Below are 19,576 nucleotides of genomic sequence, written 5' to 3' on the forward strand. Positions count from 1 at the left end.
TTTCGGTCTATTGCGTAGCTCACGACAAAATCGTAAGCTGCGTAAGCAGCTGATCTTCTACGATTTTTCGGTCGAGCCGTAGGCGAGACAAGGGAGAGCACCTCGTTGACATCGAGGGGGTCACAGGTTCGATCCCTGTCGCGCCCACCATCTCCAGGCAGTTGATGCCACTTGGATTTCCTGACCTTCCGAGACCTCATCGCAAGATCGAGAACTACTGCCGGCGGGGGAGACAACTCACCGATCGGCGATGTTGATCGCACTACGTTTGATGCCTTGGCCAAGCCTTCCAACAGATTGCCTTCCAACAGATTGCCATCCAACAGATTGCCCGCGGTCAGTTTGCCTTGATGGAGGCCTGAGCGCCGGGGAGCTCATCCATCGAAGGCGCGATCATCGCCTTGAATATCATGGCGCCCGTTTCCTGCATCAGCGCCTGCGCGCGCTCCAGTTCCTGGCCTCCGGCAATCTTTTGATCGCTGGTTCCCGATAACAGAAGTTTTGCGTGTACAATTCGAGCCAGGCATTCCGGCACGCGGGCGTTGCGATCGATGGCAACCTTTATTGCCTCGTTGACGACAGAGAAGCTGTTCTGGATGTCGCCGTTCAGTCTGTAGGCATTTGCCAGATCGGCCAGGATGCGCGGTTCGTTTTCCAGGCCGGCCTTTCGACATCGGGCGAAGCGCAGAGCTTCGGATAAATCCTCGATAGCCGAAGTAAGCCTTCCCGAAACGATGTGGGAAAGACCCCGGCTGGCTTGGGCATAAACTCGCAGATAGGGGTTCCCGCTCTTGATCGCGATGGCGAATGCCCGGTCAGCATGTTCGCGAGCCAGCCCGAGGTTTTCCTGTGCCCAGGCTGTGTCCACATACGCCATGCTTGGCATGACATGATGAACGGGATCGACCTGACTGCTTTCCAGCTCGAGGATCCGGTCGAGAAACGGGCGGGCTTCTTCCTGCCGATCGAGCATCACCAGCGTTCGACCACGCAAGGCAATCAGCCAGATCTCGATATCAAAACCCAGCATTTGACGGTCGAATTGCGCGATCTCGTGAGCACGGTCCATTGCCCCGATGTTCATCTGGAGCGCTTCTCTCAAAAGACCCGACAGCCACAGCGCGTGACACAGTACCGCCTTGAGCGTTATTTGAACGCTGGGATCGTCACCTTCATCGGCGATCGCTTTGGCTTCGCGGATCTTTTCCACATACTCATCCGCCGAACCGCCATTCGCCAGAATTCGACCGTACGCCGCGTGGATCAGTGCATTGGCTCTCATGTCCCCCAAAGCCAGCGCCAGTTGTTTGGCTTCCTCGAAGTAGATCAGGGCGTCCTCCGCCGAAATCCCTTCTCGCCATCCAAAATTGACAATCTGCCCACAAGCCATCATTCGCAAATAGTCGATTGGTTTCGACGGAGGTTGGTCCGACAGCAGTTCACGGACCTTCATCCAGCTTCTCAAGGCCTGGCTGGGATCGTTCGCGCCAATCCAGACGGCGGCGCGCATATTCTGTTGAGCCGCTTTTAGATTTTCGCCAGCCTGCTCGAAATGATAGGCCAGGAGAGAAGCCCGTTCTTCGGCGCGATCCTTGAAGAGACTTTCGATCGCCTGAGCGACCATTGAATGAAGCTCCCGTCCACGGGCATGCAGCAATGACCGATAGGCCACCTCCTGAATTAGCGGGTGACGAAAAGCGAGGAGCCTCTGCTCGAAGGGTGGGACATCATAAAGCAGCTCGGAGCGCCGCAAATGTTGCACCGCCTGCGAAAGTTCTGATGGGTCGAAGCCACAAACGCGCTCCAGGATCGATATGGAAATCTCTCGGCCTATCACCGAGGCAACCTCGAGTACTTGTTTCGCATCCTCTTCGAGGCGATCGATTCTGGCTGCTACGACCGCTTGCACGGTGGTGGGTAGCGGAATTGCATCAATCCCGCCCTTGAGCCGATATGCCCCTTTCTCCCCTTCGAAGTCGCCGCGTTCGACCAGCGCGTTGATCAACTCCTCGATAAAGAAGGGATTGCCCTGGGCGCGCTCGACAATGTTTCTGGTCAACAACGCCAGCGAGGCATCGTTGCCAAGATGATCCTGCAACAGCGAGGTCGCTTGTACCGGCGCCAGGGGAGGCATGGTGATCTGTCGATAGTGCGATCGCTGCATCAACGGGGCGACAAAGCCCGGCCTGAAGTTGACGACCAGGAGGGTCCCGGTGCCGACAACCGCATCGGCGAGTGCCTCGACGAACTCCACGCTCGCGGAATCGATCCAGTGCAGATCTTCTATGATTACAACCGTGCTCGTCTCCTGCGGGCCCGAACGAGGCAACGTCCTCACAAAATCGAGCAGTTGTGCTTTTCTGGCCTTTGGATCGAGCTTGGGGGCCAGGTGATGCGGATCCGCAAGTCCGAGGAATTCCAATAATACGAGCGCAAAATGCTCTTCGACCGGCAGCGTTGCTAACCTGTCGAGGACCCGGCTGCGGGAGATACCAATCGCTTCCTTGGTTCGAAGACCGAAATAGTCGCGTAACAGTTCGAGCACCGGCTGAAATGGCGTGGCCTTGCCGTGCGCCAGGACACGGGCTTCGAAGACACGGATATCCCTCCCGCGACAATGTTCGGCAAACTCGAAGCAGAGCCGACTTTTCCCGATTCCGGCCTCGCCGACAACGCCTACGACACGACCGTCACGGTTGATCGTGCTTTCGAGTTCGAGCAAGAGAGCGGAGAACTGGGCATCGCGACCGGTCAACGGACTGAGCCGTCTGCCGCTTCGAAAGACCCCGCTGGAGGGAGCGTTTTGAAGTCCCCTGAGCTTGAAGACGTCCAGCGGGGCCGCTATCCCTCGAATGGTTTGCGTGCCCAAAGGCTCGATTTCGATAAATTGCTTGGCGGCGGCATAGCTCTCGTTGGAGATTAGGATGCTGCCGGGGTCCGCCAGCTGCTCCATGCGGTTCGCGAGGTGCACATTTGCGCCGGCGGCATCATAGGTCTGATAAATCCCGTGCTCAATCGCTTGAACAACCACCTCTCCGGTATGAACGCCAACCCGGACTCGCAGATCGGGATCGCCAATGCGGATCATTCCATCCTGCATCGCAAGCGCCGCAAGACAGCCGCGGATAGCGTGATCCTCATGAGGTTGTGGAGCGCCAAATAGCGCCATCACTCCATCGCCCTGGGATTTGTTGACGACCCCATCGTAGCGAACGACTGCTTCGTTCATCAAATCCAGAATGGGCTGCAAGCGTCTCATCCCAAGTTCGGGGTCTCCCAACTTGTCGATAAGACTCGTCGAATTGCAGATGTCGGCAAATAGAATGGTAAGGCGCTTGCGCTCCCCACCCTTGGCATGAAGTGACCGGAGAACCTTTTGCCAAGCCTGATTGCTCGCCGCGACGGGGGTGTGCCTCAGTGCCGTACTGCATTGCCCACAAAACCGGGCTGCCGGTCCGTTGACGTGTCCACAAGCCGCACACTCGATACCGAGAGCAGACCCGCATCCCTCGCAATATTCATTGGTTGCCTTGTTCGGGCAACCGCAATGTAAACACTGCATCCAACGTCCCTCAGGCCGTCGCGGCGCGCTGCTGCGTCTAAGCGAGAACTATAGCGCTTCACGCCGATCAATTCTATGCGGCGTTGCAAAAACAGATTTCGTAGGTTCTCAAATTAGCCGAGCAAGCCCCGCTTTGCAGGCCCAAAGTATGAGCATACATCGCCGTTCTCAGTCTGAATCCTGGGGCTCAATCGAAACGATCTTGTCGCCGAGCCCTTCAGGCTCCAAAAATAAGCGCTTCTATTTTCGCTTTCCTGCCTTCTTCGCCTTGCCTTTCTTGGTGATTATCTTCTTTTTCTTTGCCGAGGATTTTTTTACCGACTTCCTTGCTTTCTTTCCGCCCTTTTGAGGGCGTCTTCGAACTGCAAAGGTCGTTTCGCCGGGATCCGCAGTGGGAGGATCAGTCTCGTTCGGGGCATCGGGGAGCGGGGCATCGACGTTGCATTGAAGCACCACTGAACAATAGGCTTTCTGGTTCGCATCCGTAAGGACCTGTGGCGCCGGGCTGTTTTGATCGAACAACTCAAAAGTGCCCGAGCGCGTCGGAACGTGTTGCGTCGAAAAGACGACGTAGTTGACAGATCCAGCCGGGTTAGCCGCGCTTGCCTGCGTCAATATGGCTGTCAGTTGGTTTCTTATTGCCTGCATCACCGCAGCCGGCAGGGTGCCGCGAAGAAGAGCGAGCCACCGATGTCGACTTTGTTTGTTCCTCGGAACACTCGCGCCGCCAGTGACGCTCTTGGCCAAGCGATGAAATACGCGGTTCAAGTGGTGGGCGCCGTCGAGAAAATTTTCTCGATTTTGAAAATGGTCGCGAAGCACCGTGATGTAGGTTCGATTTTGCGCGTCACTCGGGTCGACGTCGTCTGAAAATCTCTTGTTAAGCGCTTCGCAAATTTCGTTGTCTGCCTGCGAATTGATGAAAGAGCCCATATTCGCCTCCGCTTCAAAATTAAATATGACTGATGCAACATCCTGTCGTTTGTGGCGACCGATCCCTCGCCAGAAGAGCGCTTCTTCGGGATGGCCAACCTCCGGCCCAACAGCCGGAAGATTTATTTGTTTTAGTGTACTTGCCTTTTGAGGGTTGTCTAGGACTCAGCACTGCATCCAATTCCTCAACCGCCACTTGCATCCGAAGTGACCGATCGGTTCTCAGCCGGAGATCTGCCATACCGGTCGTTACCGCCCAATAATCGGCGGCACATTCGCACGCCAGCGAAGGGTCACGTTTCGACCGGCAGCCCTCAGCCAGATGGTGGCCGACTTCATGGAGAACGATGAACGTCAGCCCATCTGGTCCGAGCCTGGGATGCAGTGCAAGGCCTCCGTAGATCGTCACCAGTTGCTGGTTTGCGAGCCTGAGGGCCTGGGCATTGATGATCGAGAAATCCAGCTGCAGTTCGAACGTCAAATCCGGGAATGTCTTGCGAAAATCAGCGACCAACCCCGCCAGTAGATCCTCGCGGTTGGTCTGCTTTGCTTCAAGCACTTCCTGAGGAGACAGATGGTCACAAAACAGCATGACCGCTCCAAACTTTGCCCGCTTATCCGAAGCTCAGAGCCTTGCCGCCTAATGGGGCGGCATCTTGATACTGCGCAGCAATTAGCACATTTTCAATCAACAGTCCCCGGGCAGCCTGATCTTCTCCCTGGCCGGACACGGAGAACGGTCCCACTTCCGTCCACTCGCGGTGACTGCCGGACAGATTGCCGCTACGAAAATCTTGTGCCGTCTAAGCAGCTGATCTTCTAGGATTTTTCGGTCGAGCCCGAAGGCAAGAAGGAATCCTCGTTGACATCGAGGGGCACGGGTTCGATCCCTGTCGCGCCCCCAATTCCCAAAGCCACGGCTCAGCGCGCCCATCCTGTCCGGGACGATTTGCCGCGCCGTAAGTCCCCGACGCTCGTCAGCGTGACCGGATCAATATGGGCCAATCGACGAAAGGTACATCATTTTTGGGCCTTCCAGCTCGGAGAGCCGATCAATGGCCGAGGATGACGGCCGCCAAAACCGCTTCACCGATAGACCTCCCGGGCGGCCTCGCACGTAGGGTCCATACAACACGTCCATGCGACGTCGGTAGGTGACCGTTGCCGCGGCGATAGCCGCCGACGCAAAAACAAGAAGTCCGAGTATTTCGATGTTCATGTGAAGTCCCCGCCCGCTTCTTCAACAGAGCCTCTAATACAGCTAAATTTTTAAAGTTCGGATTTCGCGCGTGCCTGCAATTAAGGGATCGCGTTAGCAATCCCTTAACTGTGACAAGTCGCTCGGTTGATCGGTTTCGAGCTAACCTTGCGGGCCCTAGGGGCAGACACGCGCGCCACGGGCCAGCGCGCCGCGGCGCTTGTGTTCACTAGTGCGCTGACCGGCTGCCGCAATCTCGTTAAAGAACTGGTTTTTCAGGGCGGGAGGCGTCAGATGAAAAGTGGCTCAACGGTTGCGAACAGCGGGCGGCGAGATTTGCCTCGGCCGCGCTCCACATTTCAGAATGAGCTCAAGCACATCCGTCGACGGATCGAGGTTCTCGAACACCGATTATTGTTGTTACGGATTGGGCCGCAGCCTGAAGGCGGGAAGGATGTATCTAAGACCGCGCACCCGAGCGCCGCACGCGACTGGACGACGCGTGGATCAGGAAATCCTCGAGCTTTTTTTTACCGGACTTGAGCTGCGCGGTCAGCCAGCGTGGCTGCTTCCCGCGGCCCGCCCAGGTCTCCGCCGGTTTGGCGGGATTTCGATATTTTGGAAACACCTGAGGATAAGGGCGTCGTTTCCGTTCGAACGTCCTGCTTGATGCACCATTGGACCGGAGCTTCCGCAGCCGCTTTTCGAGCTCGGCCTTCTCCGCGGCTATCTTGCGCTCAAGAGCGGAATTTATTTCCAGGTGCAGAGCCCAAAGCTCGTCGACGGACATCAACTTGAGATCGGCTGGTTTCATATGAAATCTACGGTCCATAGAGGTGATTTTCCAGCATTGGCCCTGCGTTGGGGGTCCAGGTTTCGACTATCGAAGCGGAAAGTTTATTCCTGACCGCTGGTGACGGCAGCTTCGATGGCTGCGACACAAAAGCACGGTCAATGAGGCAACGATTGGGCGCACAGTCATCGGGCTGCGGCAATCTCGTCCTTGCACCGTGCCAAATTAAATAGGGTGATTTCCCGGCCCATTCAATAGGCAATGACGTAAAATCTGATTCGCTCAACCCAAGGCGGCGTCGAGCCGACATTTAATCCGCAACGCCGGCGTCGGGATTAATTCGCGGGTTTAACTCGGGCGCCATGCACGCACTGTCGTCATGGAACCAGACAATTTCTCCAAAAGTCCGCGCCCCGCCAGGCGATCATATTCCGCTACGGTTCGGTTTTCTGGGAATAGGGAGCGGACAAGCGTAGAAAAGCTGCAGTCGAGGCTTTTGAACAGATCGCGCCCATCAACCTCACTTCTCCGTGCTCACGGCGTTACATCGGCCCGCCGCACCCCTTGCGGCGCGGTCTGCGCTTTCCAGGTCGAATTGGCGATGTGGCTGGGGGAGAAGGCGGGCCGCTCGATATAGTGCCCGTCACCCTTTTCGGCGCGCAGCTCGCCGTTGGCCCAGGCGATCTTGCCGCGCGAGAACGTGACGACCGGCGCGCCGAGGCACGCAAAACCCTCGAACACATTGTAGTCGATGCGGCTGAACTGGCTCTTGGCCGTGATGGTCTTGCTGGCGGCCGGATCCCACACCACGATGTCGGCGTCGGAGCCCGCGGCGAGCCGGCCTTTTCGCGGATAGATATTGAGGATGCGCGCGATATTGGCGGACGTCACCGCGACGAATTCCTCCTTTGTCAGCCGGCCGGTGTTGACGCCCGCGGTCCACAACAGCGGCATGCGGTCTTCCAATCCGCTGGTGCCGTTGGGGATCTTGCGGAAATCGCCGAGGCCGAGCCGCTTCTGCGTGGTCGTGAACGCGCAGTGGTCGGTCGCCACCACCTGCAGCGAGCCGGATTGCAGCCCGGCCCACAGACTGTCCTGATGCGCCTTGGCGCGGAACGGCGGCGACATCACGCGGCGCGCGGCGTGGTTCCAGTCGCGGCTTTCATATTCACTCGAGTCGAGCAACAGATGCTGGATCAGCGGCTCGCCATAGACGCGCTTGCCGGCGGCCCGGGCGCGGGCGATCGCCTCATGGGCCTCGCGGCAGCTGGTATGCACGACATAGAGCGGCGCGCCGGTCATGTCGGCGATCATGATGGCGCGGTTGGTGGCCTCGCCCTCGACTTCCGGCGGGCGCGAATAAGCGTGGCCCTCGGGGCCGCTGACGCCGCGATCGAGCAGGGCTTCCTGCATGCGCGCTACCACGTCGCCGTTCTCGGCGTGCACCAGCGGCAGCGCGCCGAGATGCGCGCAGCGCGCGAACGAGTTGTAGAGCTCGTCGTCGTTCACCATCAGCGCGCCCTTGTAGGCCATGAAATGCTTGAAGCTGTTGATGCCGTAGGTCTTGACCACGATCTCCATCTCGTCGAACACCTGCTTCGACCACGACGTCACCGCCATGTGGAAGCCATAGTCGGACGCCGCCTTCTCGGATTTGCGCCGCCAGTCCTGGTACGCCGCCAGCATCGACTGCCCGGGATCGGGAATGCAGAAATCGACCACCATGGTGGTGCCGCCGGTCAGCGCCGCCTTGGTGCCCGATTCGAAATCGTCCGCAGTGACCGTCCCCATGAACGGCATTTCGAGATGGGTGTGCGGATCGATGCCGCCCGGCATCACATAACAGCCGCCGGCGTCGATCACTTGCGTGCCGGCGGGCGCGTCGAGGCCGGCGCCGACCGCGGCGATCTTGCCGCCGTCAACAAGAATATCGGCGGGTTTCGAATAATCATGGTTCACGACCGTGCCGCCGCGGATCAGGAGGGTCGTCATGGCAACTCCGTGCAATTTGGCAAGGATGGCATCGCGCGATGTCATCCTGCCCCACAGCCTAGCTTGCAATTTCCGTGCAAACAGCGAAAATTTCTCGGGCAACTTTCCTGGGCAAATTTGTTGGGCGGAAGATACGGAACTTCCCGGGGCTCTTGGACCACAGCGAGGACCGAAAGATGAAGGGATCGGATCTTCTTGTCGCGGCGCTCGAGAACGAGGGCGTCGATCGAATCTTCGGCGTGCCCGGGGAGGAGAATCTCGACGTCGTCGAAAGCCTGCGGCGCTCGTCCATTGAGCTCGTGGTGACACGCCACGAGCAGCCGGCCGCTTTCCTCGCCGCCACCTATGGCCGGCTGACGGGAAAACCGGGGGTCGCGCTCTCCACGCTCGGCCCCGGCGCGCTCAACCTCGTCACCGGTGCGGCCTACGGGCTGCTCGGCGGCATGCCGATGGTCTTGATCACGGGCCAGAAGGCCATTCGTCAAAGCCGGCAGGCGCATTTTCAGATCGTCGACGTGGTGGGCACGATGCGGCCACTGACAAAACAGTCGCAGCAGATCGTGAGCGCCTCAGCGATTCCAACCCTGGTCCGCAATGCCTTCCGCATCGCCGCCGAGGAGCGTCCGGGCCCGGTGCATCTCGAACTGCCCGAAGACGTTGCCGCGGAAGAAGCCGGCGATGTGCCGCTGGTGCCGGCGCATGCCGCGGAGCTGCCGGTTCCGTCGCCGGAAGCGATCGCGCGCGCAGCCGAACTGATCCTGGCCGCGAAATGTCCGCTTCTGATGTTCGGCGCCGGCGCCAGCCGCCCGCAGCTCGCGCCGGCGCTGTCCGATTTCGTGCGCCGCGTCCGCATCCCCTTCTTCAACACCCAGATGGGCAAGGGCGCCGTCGGCGGCGCGTCGGATTTTTATCTGGGTACCGCCGCCTTGAGCGAACGCGATTACGTTCACCAGGCGATCGATCGCGCCGATCTCATCGTGACCATCGGCCACGAGACGGTCGAGAAGCCGCCGTTCCTGATGGCGCGCGGGCGGCACCAGGTCATTCATATCGGCTTCGTGCCGGCGACCGTCGAGGAGGTATATTTCCCCCAGGCCGAAGTCATCGGCGACATCGCCAGGGGACTGGATCTGCTCGGCGCCCGGCTCGAAGGCAAACTGCAGATGAGCCCGGACTGGGTCGCCTTGCGCAAGGAGATCCTGGATCACATCACCGATCGCGCGGAAGAGGATCGCTTCCCCCTGACGCCGCAGCGCGTCGTGCACGACGTCCGGCAGGTGATGCCGCCCGACGGCATCGTCGCGCTCGACAACGGCATGTACAAGATCTGGTTCGCGCGCAACTACCGCACCGACGTCGCCAACACGCTGCTGCTCGACAACGCGCTGGCGACGATGGGCGCGGGCCTGCCCTCCGGAATGATGGCGGCGCTGCTCTACCCGAAGCGCCGGGTGCTGGTGGTGGCGGGCGACGGCGGCTTCATGATGAACAGCCAGGAGCTCGAAACCGCGCGGCGGCTGAAACTCAATCTCGTGGTGCTGATCATCGAGGATCACGCCTACGGCATGATCCGCTGGAAGCAGGCCGTCGACGGTTTTGCCGATTTTGGTCTTACCTTCGGCAATCCCGATTTTGTCGCCTACGCCGCTTCCTACGGCGCCAGGGGCCGGCGGGTCACTGCGTCATCGGGGCTGGTGCCGGCGCTGGAGCAAGCGTTTTCCGAAGGCGGCGTGCAGCTGGTCGCCGTCCCCATCGACTACAGCGAAAACGTGCGCGTGCTGGTCGACGAACTCCGGCACATGCAGGATTAGGCGCGAGGCTGCGCTGCTTTACGATTTCACCGCGCCGGCGGTCATGCCGTCGATGAACCGGCGCTGCAGGAACACGAAGACCAGTACCACGGGCAGCACGATGGTTATCGCGGCCGCGAGCATTTCACCCCAGTCGGTGGAATACTGGCCCGTCAGATTATAGAATTTCACGATCGCGGTGATGTTGCTGTCGTTCTGCAGGAAGGTGACCGCGATCACGAATTCGTTCCAGGCGTTCAGTCCGACGATGATGGCCACCGTCAGCAATCCCGGCCGCATCATCGGCAGGATGACATGGAAGAACATCTGCCAGGGCGTGGCGCCGTCGACCTGGGCGGCTTCCTCGAGCGCGAACGGAATCGAAAGCACGTAGGTCCGCAACAGGAAGATCGCGAACGGCGAGAACATCGCGGTATAGATCAGGGCCACGGCGGGAATCGAGTTCACCATCCCGAGCTTCGCATACATGAAGTAGAGCGGGTACAGATAGAGCTGAACGGGCACCGTGATCGATGCCATGAAATAGAAGGTCAGGATGCGCCAGCCGCGGCCCTGCTGACGCGCCAGCACATAGGCGCAGGGCGCAGCCGTGGCGCAGACCATCAGGATCGTCAGCGATGCGACTTCGGCGCTGTGAAGAAGGCTTGGACCGAGGGCCGCGTTCTGCCACGCCGAGGTGAAATTCTCCCAGTGAGGCCGGGTGGGCGGTGCCAACGGATTGCCGCTGATCTCGGCGGTGGTCTTCAGCGCATTCATCACCGCAAGCACGATCGGCAGCAGCGAAGCGAACGATGCGACGCCGATCAGCGCGAGGCTGAACGTCTTGCTCCAGCGTTCCCCGGTCATGTCGAGCGCGAGCTCTCGCTCGTCTGAAGCCGGAGGTAGGCGGCTGTTGCGCACAGGCCGAACAGGCTCATGACGCATGCAACCGCTGCGGCCTGCCCGACATCACCTTCGAAGAAGGCGTGGCGATAGGCCAGCGTCGCGAGCACCTCTGAGCCATAGGCCGGGCCGCCGCGCGTGACGATGAAAATGAATTCGAACACCTGAAACGACCAGATCACGGTCAGGATCAGCATCAGCGCCAGTGTCGGGCGAATACCCGGCAGCAGCACGTAGCGCAGCAGGGTGAAGAAGCCCGCGCCGTCCAGCCGCGCCGCCTCGATCTGATCGATGCTGATCTGGCGCATCGCGGCCAGGAACACCACCGCGAGAAAACCCCACCAGTGCCATATGTCGACGGCGGCGACCGCATACAGCGAGCGATCGGGGTCGGCCAGCGGATCGGAGATCGAAAATCCGCGCTCGTTCAGCCAGGCAACGACGCCGGTCGCCGGGCTGAAGATCATGCCCTGAAAAATCCGCCCGGTCACCGCGACCGCGAGGATCCGCGGCAGAAAGATGATGATCTGCACGACGACGCGCGAGGCCGGCGCCATCAGCAGCGCCGCGGCCATCACCAGCGCGATGCAGACCGGCACCGTCAGGAAGATCGCGGTCCAGATGAAATTATTCGTCAGCGCCGACCAGAACACGGGATCGTCGACCATGTGCTGGAAGTTCGCCAGCCCCGCCCACACCGGCGTGCCGACGCCGTCCCACACGACGAACGCCGCGGCGAAGGTCAGCGTGGCCGGGATCAGAATGATGAAGACGTTGATCAGAAGCGCCGGAAGCGCGAACAGCCACATCTCACCTCTCAGGCGGTGCGCGGCGGAAGCGGCGGCACCTTGCCTTCCTTTGCTTCCTGGCTGAAGAGCGTCTGCATGCGGCCGAGATAGGCATCCGTCGTGATCTTGTTGAGCCAAACCTGCTCGATGCCCTCGATCAGGTAGCTGTTGGTGGCGCCGGGCCAGAACGTCCAGGTCGTGAAGCCGTATTGTCCCTTTCCGAATGCGTCATGCAGGCCCGCGATCGTTTTCTCGAACAGCGGATAGCCGATGCCCTTGAGCATGTCGGGCGGAAGATCCTTGACCGGCAAGGCCCACTTGCCCGGCCAGTCGCGATTCATGGTCTCATAGAATCTCCGCGACAGCATGAAGTCGAACACGGCGGCAGCCCCTTCCGGGTTCTGCGAGTTCTTTGCGATCGAGAGCGTTGCGCCGCAGGCGAGATGAACCAGTGGCCCGGTGACAGCCGCTCCGAGGGAGGGCACCGGCGCGACGTCCATCACCGTGTCGGGCTTCGACATCCCATAGGATTTGGTCCCAAACGACCACGTGCCGCTCAGCGCCATCGCGGCCTTGCCGTTCACGACCTGCAGAAAGCTCTGCTCGATCGTCAGCGAGAAATAATTCTTGCCGAAATATCCCTTGTTGAACCATGCCTTCGACAGATCGACGGCCTCGACGAAGGGCGGTGCGGTCCAGGGTAGCTCGCCCGCCAGCGCCTTGCGGACGTTGTCGGGGCCGGCAACGTTATTGATGAAGACCGTCATCAGCCATTCGTTGACGCCTTTCCAGTCGGCGTTGCCGGCGCCGAACGGAATGATGCCCTTCGCCAGTGCTGCGTCCGAGACCTGTTCGAATTCGGCGCGGTTGGTCGGCAGCTTCCAGCCGTTCTGGCTGAACAATTCCTTGTTGTAGAACAGGTGCATCGACTCGTAATCGCGCGGCAGCGCGTAGAGTTTTCCACCGTAGACGCTGGTGTTCAGCAGCGCCGGCAGGAAGCGCTCCCTCCATTTGTATTTTTCGGCAAAGTCGTCGAGCGCAAGCACTTGGCCGGCATTGGCGATCGCGGTGAGATAGGCGGGGCCGGCGGTCTGCACGATGTCGGGACCATTGCCCGCCACCAGCGCGACCTTCAGGAGGTTGTTGACCGCGGCACCCTTGACCTCGAGCTGCAGCAGATACTTGTCCTGCGAGGCGTTGAAGGCCTCGACCAGATCGTTGCGCAGCGCGGCCTGACCGTCCGAATTCGCCTGTCCGAACCAGAACGTCACCACCTTGCGCCCGTCCTCGGCGATCGCGCGGTCGCGCGGCAGGCCGGCTGCGAGCGCGGCGGCGGGAATGGCGGCAACGATTTGGCGTCGGGACAATGACATGACGGCGTCCTCTCTGCCCGGCAACTGACGATCCGGGGATGTTGATTTTCCTTTAATAATACGTATAACTAAGCCAAATGAAGGCGTCAACAACAAGGAGACCGCGGGGAGGCGGGCGCGGCAAGCGCGCGCCGGTACGCCCAACGCAGAAGGACATCGCCGCCGCCGCCGGCGTTTCGCAGGCAGCAGTTTCGCTGGTGCTCAACAAGGCGGAAACGCCGTCCGTTCCAGCGGCGACACGCGAGCGAATTCTCAAACTGGCGGGAGAACTCGGCTATCAGCCGAACCATCCGGCCAGGATGTTTCGCAGCGCCCGCACCATGGCGCTGGCCTGCGTCATCCCCGATATCACCAACCCGTTTTATCCCGGCCTCGTCCGGGGCCTGCAGTCGGTCGCCGCGCCCGCGGGCTACGACGTGCTGATCTTCGATACCGACGGCACGCCCGAAGGCGAGGCACGGGCGGTCAACTGGCTGCTTCAGGGCCGTGCCGACGGCGTCGTCGCCACCTTCTTTCATCTGCGCATTCCGGAATTGACGATGCTGGCGCGCACGGGGATTCCGCTCGTCCGCCTGGAGAGCCAGCACAAAGCGGAAGGGCCGCTGCCGATCGACAGCGTCTACATCGACAATATGGAAGCCGCCGCATCGATGACGCGATTTCTGATCGCGCGCGGCCATCGGCGCATTGCGATGATCCTGGCCGAGTTCGGCCCCGGCAAGCGGCGCGCGCTGGGCTACACGACCGTGATGCGTGAGGCAGGGCTGGCGCCGGAATTCGTCACCGACCGTGCCTATTCGGAGGAATCCGGCGCCCGCGCCATGCAGAGCCTGCTTGCGACGAAGCGTGACCGCCCCACCGCCGTATTCGGCGCCAGCGATGTGCTGGCGCTGGGAGCGATGGAAGCCGCACGGAGCGCCGGGCTTGCCGTCCCGGACGATATCGCCATCGTGGGGTTCGACGACATCCCGGCCGCGAGGCTGCTCGGCCTGACCACCGTGCGTCAGCCGGAATTCGATCTGGGGGCGCTCGCCGCCAAGACGCTCGTCAAGCGGCTGCAGCCGGGCGGGCTGGAAGCCCCCGGCAAAAGCCACGAACTCAAATTTGAAATCATCAAGCGGATGTCGGCCTGAACGACGCGCCAAAGGAACAATCAAGTGCCAGCGATTCCCAACGACTATTCCGAACGTGTCTACGCCGGTGTGCTCGGCAAACTGATCGGCGTCTATCTGGGGCGGCCTTTCGAAGGCTGGACCTATGAACGCATCATGGAAGAACTGGGGCCCATTAATTTTTACGTCAATGAGCGCCATGACGTGGCCCTTCGCTCCCACCATCTCGTCGTGACCGACGACGACGTTTCCGGCACCTTCGCCTTTCCGCGCGCGCTGGCCGATCACGGTTTCCCGAAGCGCCTGACCTCGGAGCAGGTCGGAAATACCTGGCTGAATTATCTCGTCGAGGACCGCTCGATCCTGTGGTGGGGCGGGATCGGCAATTCCACCGAACACACCGCCTATCTGCGGCTGAAGTCCGGGGTGCCGGCGCCGCGCAGCGGGTCGAGCGAATTGAACGGCAAGACCGTCGCCGAGCAGATCGGCGCGCAGATTTTCATCGATGGATGGGCGATGGTCAGCCCGGGAAATCCCGACCAGGCAGTCTGGCTTGCCGAGCAGGCCGCGCGCGTCAGCCATGACGGTGAGGCCGTCCATGCGGCGAAGCTGCTGGCGGCGATGGAAGCGCAGGCCTTTGTCGAGCGTGACGTTCAGAAGCTGCTGGATGTCGGGCTGGGATTTGTGCCCAGGGATGCCCTGATCAGGCGCGTCGTCGAGGACGTGCGCGAATGGCACGCCGGCGACAACGGCCACGATTGGGAGCGCACGCGAGCTTTGATCGCGCAGCGATACGGCTACGACAAATTCCCGGGCAATTGCCACGTCATTCCCAACCACGCGCTGGTCATTCTCGCCACGCTTTACGGCGAGGGGAGTTTTCAGGAAGCGATGCGCATCGCCAACACCGCGGGCTGGGACACCGACTGCAACGCCGGCAATGTCGGATGCCTGTTCGGCATCAGGACCGGGCTCGCCGGCCTCGACGCCGGACCGGATTTCCGCGCCCCCATCGCCGACCGCATGTACATCTCCTCGGCGGATGGCGGCGGATCGATCACCGACGCCGTGATCGAGGCGCAGTCATTGATCGGCTCGGGCTACACGCTGGCGGAAGCGCCGCCGCCCGCGCCTGCCAAGAACGGCGCGCGTTTCAATTTCAATTTTCCCGGCAGCCTGCAGGGATTTTGTTCGAAGGCTGGATCGCCAGCGGAGCTTCATCAGGTCGAGATCAGGAATGTCCCTGGTCACAGCCGGACCGGGGAACGCAGCCTGGCGATCGGCTACCGGCGGCTGGCGCCGGGCCGGGTCGCGCGCGTCGCGACGCCGACGTTCTTCGACAAGGACGTCTTCACGATGCCGATCTATCAGCTCCTGGCATGCCCAACGCTGTATTCGGGCCAGACCGTCGAATGCCGGCTGGAAGCCGATGGCAGCAGTGGCACTGTCGCGGTGCGGCTCTACGCCAGCGTCTACGACGAACGCGACGAACTGAAGCAGATCTACGGCGAAACTCGCGAGATCGTACCCGGAGGTCAAGCCGTTCTGACCTGGCGCGTGCCCGATACCGGCGGATATCCGGTTTTCGGGATCGGACTCCAGATCGAGGCGCGCGACCCGCTGGGTGTCGATGGCACCATCTATCTGGATTATCTGACATGGCACGGCGCGCCCGAGATGGTTCTCAAGCGGCCCGACAACAATCTCAGCACGATGTGGAAGCACGCCTGGGTCAATAATGTCAGCCAGTTTCAAACCCGTTGGGAAGGGCTTCGTATCACCAGCGGCGAGAGCACGGGCTTCATCGCGCAAGGCACGCGCGACTGGAAAGACTATCGCGCGACGTCGGAAATCGTGCCCTTGCTCGCGGATCAATGGGGCCTTGCGGCGCGCCTGCAGGGCTGCGAGCGCTACTATGCGCTGATGTTCGACCGGACCGACGGCGGCCGCGTCAGGCTGATCAAGAAGATCCACGACGAGACCATTCTGGCCACCGATCGCTTCGCCTGGCAATTCGACCAGAAATATGAAGTCGCATTGCAGGTCGACGGCGACAAGATCGAAGCCTATGTCGCGGGCAAGAAACTATTCGCTGTCCGGGACACGGGCGAACTTTTGCTGTCGGGTGGCGGCGTCGGGCTGATCGTGGACACAGGATCCATCTCGACGCAGGCCGTTCACGTCACCGCGCCGATATCGGCCTCATGATATCTTGCTGCGCGCGCCACATCGTCCTTGAGCCCGTCACGATCAGGCAGATCAACGCGTAGGACACCGGCGAGGCGCATACCATGGCGGCAAGCGCGGTCATGCCGCCGCCGAAATAGCTGGCCGCAAGCCAGCCGCCAGCAGCCTGCACCTGATCGCCGTTCCCATCGACTAATGCGAAAGCGTTCGCGTTAGAGCGAGGAAATTCAGCCGGCGGCCTTCGGAAATCCCGACAAATTGTTCCACCCGGGTGGCAGCGCGCCGCCGGGCCTCGCCGGAGGCACATCCGGTTCGGGCATACGAATTAGACCGAGCTGAAGCATGGCGCTCAACGCATCTTCTTGCCCCAACTCCTCGGCAATCCGCCCTTGTTCCAGGCGAAGCACTGTTGTCCCCGCGAACTTCATCTTCCGACCCGAAGCAGCGGGGAGCGAGCCCATGCGGAAGTCACTGAAGGCCGGGCCCGTGTGGGTGCCACCGCCTTCCCACCGCCCTACGACGTAGTCGCGTTCTGCGATGAGATCGCCAACACCCCGGAAGTTCAGATCGGGAAAGGCGTTGCGAAATTCCGTCATGAAATTCGTGACGGCTGCGCGTCCTTTCTTTGGCTCATGCATCGGGTAGTGCACGAATATGTCGGATGTGGCGAGTTCGTTTACGATTCTCGAATTCCAGGGATTTCCCCAAAATTCCTTGAACCACCGGGTTACGACATTCTTGTTATCCTGTGACATCGCGCCGTCTCCGTTCGCTTGTTGCCGGTTTTGCACGAAGCAAAACCAGCCGCGCCTCGATGCGCGAAGTAAGCAGCCGCGACATACTCAGCGCCACCCGATTTCCGTGTCGGTTGGCCCAGTTTCAGATTCTGCTGGAGATCGTCGCTCGGTAATCGGGTGGTTCGCCGGGCCAAAACTCCTATCGTGCCCGCAAACACACAGGAGCACACCATGCGAAAATTCCACTCGATCGCCGCCTTGTGCGGCGATGGACTTCGGCCGGAGTTGCAAGCGCTGTTCGATCGCCTTGCCATCGACCCACACTCCGAACTCTTCGTAAGAGGTGATGGCACGGTCCAGGCCGGTCCGAACCCCGCTACCGAGACAACACCCGCAACGCTGTACCCCTTGCGGAAAGAGCCCAATTCGAAAAGAGGCCGCCAACTGAGACGGCCGAACGGAACAACACCGCCAGAGCGGAGTATGATCGCTCGGCGGTGTCGGTATTTTCCGTGGTCGGCTCCCTCAAATGCCGGCGGGGCTAAAACTGCCATAGATTGATGAACCTTCGATTACATGCGCGGCTCTGCTGCGTCTCCCGTCGAGTGCGCGTCGGGCTTGGCGTGTTTCAGCAATTCGGCGATCATGGATCAATGGCGCTCGCACCCGGCGCTATGCTTTTTGACTACGCCAGACGGTTTTGGAACCCATCACGATCAGGCAGATCAGCGCGTAGGACACCAGCGAGGCGCATACCATGGCCGCCAGCGCCGTCATGCCGCCGCCGAAATAGCTGACCGCGAGCCAGCCGCCGCCGGCGGCGAATACGAGCCGCGAAGCCGCGCCGACGAACGGCCACAGCACGTGGCCCGCGCCTTGCGCCGCGAACGCGATCACGAAGCCAAAGCCCAGCGCGGCATAGGACGGCGCCACGATCCGAAGATAGACGGCGCCGGGACCGAGCACGTGCGGATCGTGGCTGAACAGATGCAGCCACAGCATCGGAAAGATCGCGACGATCACGCCGATGGTGCCGGCGACGCCGGCGCCCACCAAACTCGAGGCCCATGCGATATGCTTGGCGCGGGCGGTCTGGCCGGCGCCCATGTTGACGCCGACCATGGTCAGCACCGCGGTGCAGAGCCCGAACAGGATCGGGATCATGATGTAGTCGAGCCGCGAGGCGATGCCGTAGGCGGCGAGCGCATTGGTGCCGAACAGCCCGACCGCGCCGGTCACCAGGATCACCGTCAGATTGGTCAGCGTCGTTGAGATCGCCGTCGGCAGGCCGACCTTCAGGATGTCCTTGAACAGCCGCCCCTGCAGCGGGGCGAGCTTCAGAGTGAGGCCGGCGCGCCCGGTCATCATGTAGCGCAAGAGCACCAGCATGGCGGCGACATAATAGAGCGCGAACGCGATGCCGGCGCCGGCGATGCCGAGTTTTGGGACCGGTCCAAAGCCGAAAATCAGCAGCGGCGAAAAGGGGATCAGCACCATGGCGCCGATCAGCGTCACCATCGCCGGCACCCGGACATTGCCCGAGCCGCGCAGCGCCGCCGCCTGAAAATTGACGATCCACACCGGGATCGCGCCGGCAAACAGATAATTGGAATATTTTACGGCGGCGTCGAGGGCGCCTTCGCGGCCGCCGAGGGTCCGGTACAGCGCCGGGCCGCCCCAATGGGTGCCGATGGTGAAGATCGCGCCGACGATGACCGCCAGCACCATCGCATGCAGCAGCAGCGCATTCGCGTCGTCCTTGCGGCCGGCGCCGGTCGCCCGCGCCACCGCCGAAGCGACGCCGCTGCCCAGTCCGCCATTCGACATCATCGTCATCAGCATGAACACCGGAAACACCAGCGCGACGCCGGCGAGCGCATCGGTGCCGAGAAAGCCGACATAATAGGCCTCGGCAATGTTCACCGCGGTCTGCGCGATCAGCACCGTCATGGTCGGCAGCGCCAGCCGGAGCAGGGTCGGCAGCACCGGTCCGGTCAAAATGCTGGAGCGCGTCTCGATCGCCTTGGCCGGCGCCGTCGGGGCGGTGGGCCTTGCGACCGCTGCCGGCCTGTCGGCGGCAGTTTCGGAAGCCGCCGGGATCAGCTCTAGATCGTCCGCATAGGCTTCGCCTGTTGGCGTGGGGGTTTGCAGGCTCATCGGTCTGATTTCCTGGCCGTTTGCGGGCTCTTGCGAGCGCTGCCGTGATGT

At 61.3% G+C, this 19,576-nt stretch carries 14 protein-coding genes; 3 read left to right on the plus strand and 11 right to left on the minus strand.

The genetic code is table 11. The features are described from left to right. Positions 1–337: 337 nt before the first annotated feature. The 5 genes from B5525_RS16815 to hydA form a co-directional block, all read right to left on the minus strand. Positions 338–3,562, minus strand: a complete 3,225-nt coding sequence (locus B5525_RS16815; protein ID WP_079567010.1) for an adenylate/guanylate cyclase domain-containing protein — start codon at positions 3,560–3,562, stop codon at positions 338–340. 240 nt (positions 3,563–3,802) lie between these two features. After that, complete coding sequence (locus B5525_RS16820; protein ID WP_079567011.1) at positions 3,803–4,495, minus strand: hypothetical protein; 693 nt, start codon at positions 4,493–4,495, stop codon at positions 3,803–3,805. Between the two features lie 19 nt (positions 4,496–4,514). Further along, positions 4,515–5,087 carry a hypothetical protein gene (locus B5525_RS43975; protein ID WP_154073267.1) on the minus strand — a complete coding sequence of 191 codons (573 nt, stop codon included), beginning with the start codon at positions 5,085–5,087 and terminating at the stop codon, positions 4,515–4,517. Between the two features lie 1,066 nt (positions 5,088–6,153). After that, positions 6,154–6,507 carry an H-NS family nucleoid-associated regulatory protein gene (locus B5525_RS16830; protein ID WP_079567013.1) on the minus strand — a complete coding sequence of 118 codons (354 nt, stop codon included), beginning with the start codon at positions 6,505–6,507 and terminating at the stop codon, positions 6,154–6,156. A 513-nt stretch (positions 6,508–7,020) separates the two neighbouring features. Further along, a complete protein-coding gene (gene hydA / locus B5525_RS16835) occupies positions 7,021–8,478 on the minus strand; it encodes a dihydropyrimidinase (RefSeq protein WP_079573450.1) in 1,458 nt (485 codons plus the stop codon). Between the two features lie 176 nt (positions 8,479–8,654). On the opposite strand from hydA, the gene B5525_RS16840 reads away from it, so the two are divergent. Beyond that, positions 8,655–10,289, plus strand: coding sequence for an acetolactate synthase large subunit (locus B5525_RS16840; protein WP_079573452.1), 1,635 nt, complete (start codon positions 8,655–8,657; stop codon positions 10,287–10,289). An 18-nt stretch (positions 10,290–10,307) separates the two neighbouring features. On the opposite strand, the gene B5525_RS16845 is transcribed toward B5525_RS16840, so the two are convergent. Genes B5525_RS16845 through B5525_RS16855 form a run of 3 tightly spaced genes read right to left on the minus strand, consistent with a single transcriptional unit; the run spans position 10,308 to position 13,332 of the window. After that, positions 10,308–11,135, minus strand: coding sequence for a carbohydrate ABC transporter permease (locus B5525_RS16845; RefSeq protein WP_079567014.1), 828 nt, complete (start codon positions 11,133–11,135; stop codon positions 10,308–10,310). Continuing rightward, positions 11,132–11,980 carry a carbohydrate ABC transporter permease gene (locus B5525_RS16850; RefSeq protein ID WP_079567015.1) on the minus strand — a complete coding sequence of 283 codons (849 nt, stop codon included), beginning with the start codon at positions 11,978–11,980 and terminating at the stop codon, positions 11,132–11,134. The genes B5525_RS16845 and B5525_RS16850 overlap by 4 nt, the downstream gene beginning before the upstream one ends. A gap of 8 nt (positions 11,981–11,988) precedes the next feature. Next, positions 11,989–13,332, minus strand: a complete 1,344-nt coding sequence (locus B5525_RS16855; RefSeq protein ID WP_079567016.1) for an ABC transporter substrate-binding protein — start codon at positions 13,330–13,332, stop codon at positions 11,989–11,991. A gap of 77 nt (positions 13,333–13,409) precedes the next feature. On the opposite strand from B5525_RS16855, the gene B5525_RS16860 reads away from it, so the two are divergent. Next, the gene (locus tag B5525_RS16860; protein ID WP_079567017.1) at positions 13,410–14,465 is read left to right on the plus strand and encodes a LacI family DNA-binding transcriptional regulator; all 1,056 of its coding nucleotides are present in this window, start codon (positions 13,410–13,412) and stop codon (positions 14,463–14,465) included. Between the two features lie 24 nt (positions 14,466–14,489). Next, entirely contained in the window at positions 14,490–16,652 is a 2,163-nt protein-coding gene (locus B5525_RS16865) for an ADP-ribosylglycohydrolase family protein (RefSeq protein WP_079567018.1), read from the plus strand. On the opposite strand, the gene B5525_RS43980 is transcribed toward B5525_RS16865, so the two are convergent. The 3 genes from B5525_RS43980 to B5525_RS16875 form a co-directional block, all read right to left on the minus strand. After that, the gene (locus tag B5525_RS43980; protein WP_154073268.1) at positions 16,627–16,803 is read right to left on the minus strand and encodes a hypothetical protein; all 177 of its coding nucleotides are present in this window, start codon (positions 16,801–16,803) and stop codon (positions 16,627–16,629) included. The two genes, B5525_RS16865 and B5525_RS43980, sit on opposite strands and share 26 nt — an antisense overlap. A 55-nt stretch (positions 16,804–16,858) precedes the next feature. After that, positions 16,859–17,386, minus strand: a complete 528-nt coding sequence (locus B5525_RS16870; protein WP_079573454.1) for an ester cyclase — start codon at positions 17,384–17,386, stop codon at positions 16,859–16,861. Positions 17,387–18,040: 654 nt separating this feature from the next. Then, entirely contained in the window at positions 18,041–19,525 is a 1,485-nt protein-coding gene (locus tag B5525_RS16875; RefSeq protein WP_079567019.1) for an MATE family efflux transporter, read from the minus strand. Positions 19,526–19,576: the final 51 nt, after the last annotated feature.

The organism is Bradyrhizobium erythrophlei (assembly GCF_900129505.1).
Classification (GTDB): domain Bacteria; phylum Pseudomonadota; class Alphaproteobacteria; order Rhizobiales; family Xanthobacteraceae; genus Bradyrhizobium; species Bradyrhizobium erythrophlei_D.